2 protein-coding genes are annotated in these 1,598 nt (G+C 59.9%); one reads left to right on the plus strand and one right to left on the minus strand.

Translation table 11 applies throughout. The annotated features are described in order from the left end of the window. The first annotated feature begins 178 nt into the window (after positions 1-178). The gene (locus tag AAFX91_RS41520) at positions 179-910 is read left to right on the plus strand and encodes an NAD-dependent epimerase/dehydratase family protein (RefSeq protein WP_394570328.1); all 732 of its coding nucleotides are present in this window, start codon (positions 179-181) and stop codon (positions 908-910) included. A 174-nt stretch (positions 911-1,084) separates the two neighbouring features. Here the strand turns inward: AAFX91_RS41520 and AAFX91_RS41525 are convergent, their stop codons facing one another. Continuing rightward, positions 1,085-1,495 carry a cupin domain-containing protein gene (locus AAFX91_RS41525; RefSeq protein WP_080664018.1) on the minus strand — a complete coding sequence of 137 codons (411 nt, stop codon included), beginning with the start codon at positions 1,493-1,495 and terminating at the stop codon, positions 1,085-1,087. Positions 1,496-1,598: the final 103 nt, after the last annotated feature.

Below are 1,598 nucleotides of genomic sequence, written 5' to 3' on the forward strand. Positions count from 1 at the left end.
GTTCAGGTAAGGTTCCGGGGCTGCCAATCTGTTCCAATGCGCGGCTGTGTCCGTATTTGTCCGCCGTCTCCAAAGTTGATTTTCACTGAAACGGAACGATTGGCCGCCCTCCGCTTGAATCGGAAAGTACTTGGCGTGCAGCGCCCACTTGGGCGCACGGTTCAACGGAGTAACGGTGATGGGTGACAGGATCTTCCTTGCCGGCGCGTCCGGAGCCATCGGCAGGCGCCTGACGCCGCTCCTGCACGGCGCTGGCCATTACGTCTGTGGCAGCACCAGATCGGAAGCGAATGCCGACGCGCTGCGCGCGCTCGGGGCTGACCCGGTCGTGGTCGACGTCTTCGACGCGCCGGCGCTATCACGCGCCGTCGCATCAGCACGCCCCGATGTCGTGATCCATCAGCTCACCGACCTCCCGAAGGATCTTAATCCACGCGAGATGGGAGCAGCGATCGTTCGCACCGCCCGCATCCGTAGCGAGGGAACGCGGAACCTCGTCAGGGCCGCAATTGCGGCGGGGGCGCACCGATTGGTGGCGCAAAGCATCGCGTGGGCCTACACGCCGGGGCCCGAGCCGCACGCGGAGACAGACCCGCTCGATACCGGGGCCAAGGGAGAGAACGGTATCAACATGCAGGGAGTAATCGCGCTGGAAGATCTCACTTTAAAATCGCCGCCGCTCGAGGGCGTCGTCCTTCGCTACGGCCAGCTTTATGGCCCCGGAACCGCTTCGGACCGGCCCTCAAACTCTGCGCCCATTCATGTGGATGCGGCGGCTTATGCCGCTCTGCTGGCCATCGACCACGGCGACCCGGGCATCTATAACATCGCGCAGTCCAACAGACACGTTGCGACCGAAAAGGCACGCGCCGAGCTGGGTTGGACTCCTGATTTTCGTCTTCCGGCCTGACGATTTTCGCACGCGGTCCAGCGCTCAGGCCGTGGCGATGCCTCGGCGCCCGCGACGTTGTGGCGCGTCGCTTGCCAGGCGAGACCGAAAGTGATGGGTGCGCAGTCAGAACGGCGCTGATGACCCGATGCGGACATAAACCCACGCCCTTTCCTCGCCCGACGTCAAAAAGCGCTATTTATGTCCACGCCCTACTAGGATGGTTGGTGGCGCGCCTTTAACTTTTACATAGAAGACAAGTAGTTTTGCGGCCTGCGTCGCACTAGCGTTGCGGCTCACAATGTGCACGTCCGTAGGCGCTTCATAAAAGACCTCACCGGTATTTACGGTTTTTGGGGCTTCACCTTCTACCTGCGTGACGACGCTCCCCTCCAAAACATAGACGAAGAGATCTGCATTATGCCGATGCGGCTCCGAGACTTCGCCCGGAGCGAAGTCGACGACTTCGACCATACCTTCCTTCCCAGGAAAGTCGGGAAGCTCTTTGGCCATCAAAGTTGTTGCTTTTCCGGTCCCTGCGTTGGCGCCAGTAAATGGAGCTGTGGTGCCAAGTGCGAGCAACAGAGAGAGCGCTAATCTGTTCATTGTATGAGCCTTTCCCTTAGAGTGAGCCAGTCTTTAGGCGGTCGCGTACTCGTTAGACTTCATGAACTATTTTGGTTAGGTCCATGATCTACCTCGTGAACTA

It is taken from the genome of Bradyrhizobium sp. 31Argb (genome assembly GCF_043638955.1).
In the GTDB taxonomy this organism is placed as follows: Bacteria; Pseudomonadota; Alphaproteobacteria; order Rhizobiales; family Xanthobacteraceae; genus Bradyrhizobium.

What these genes read in the sequence shown, in the direction of transcription:
- AAFX91_RS41520 (WP_394570328.1), top strand. Translation starts at nt 179, where the DNA reads ATGGGTGACAGGATCTTCCTTGCCGGCGCGTCCGGAGCCATCGGCAGG.
- AAFX91_RS41525 (WP_080664018.1), bottom strand. Translation starts at nt 1,495, where the DNA reads ATGAACAGATTAGCGCTCTCTCTGTTGCTCGCACTTGGCACCACAGCT.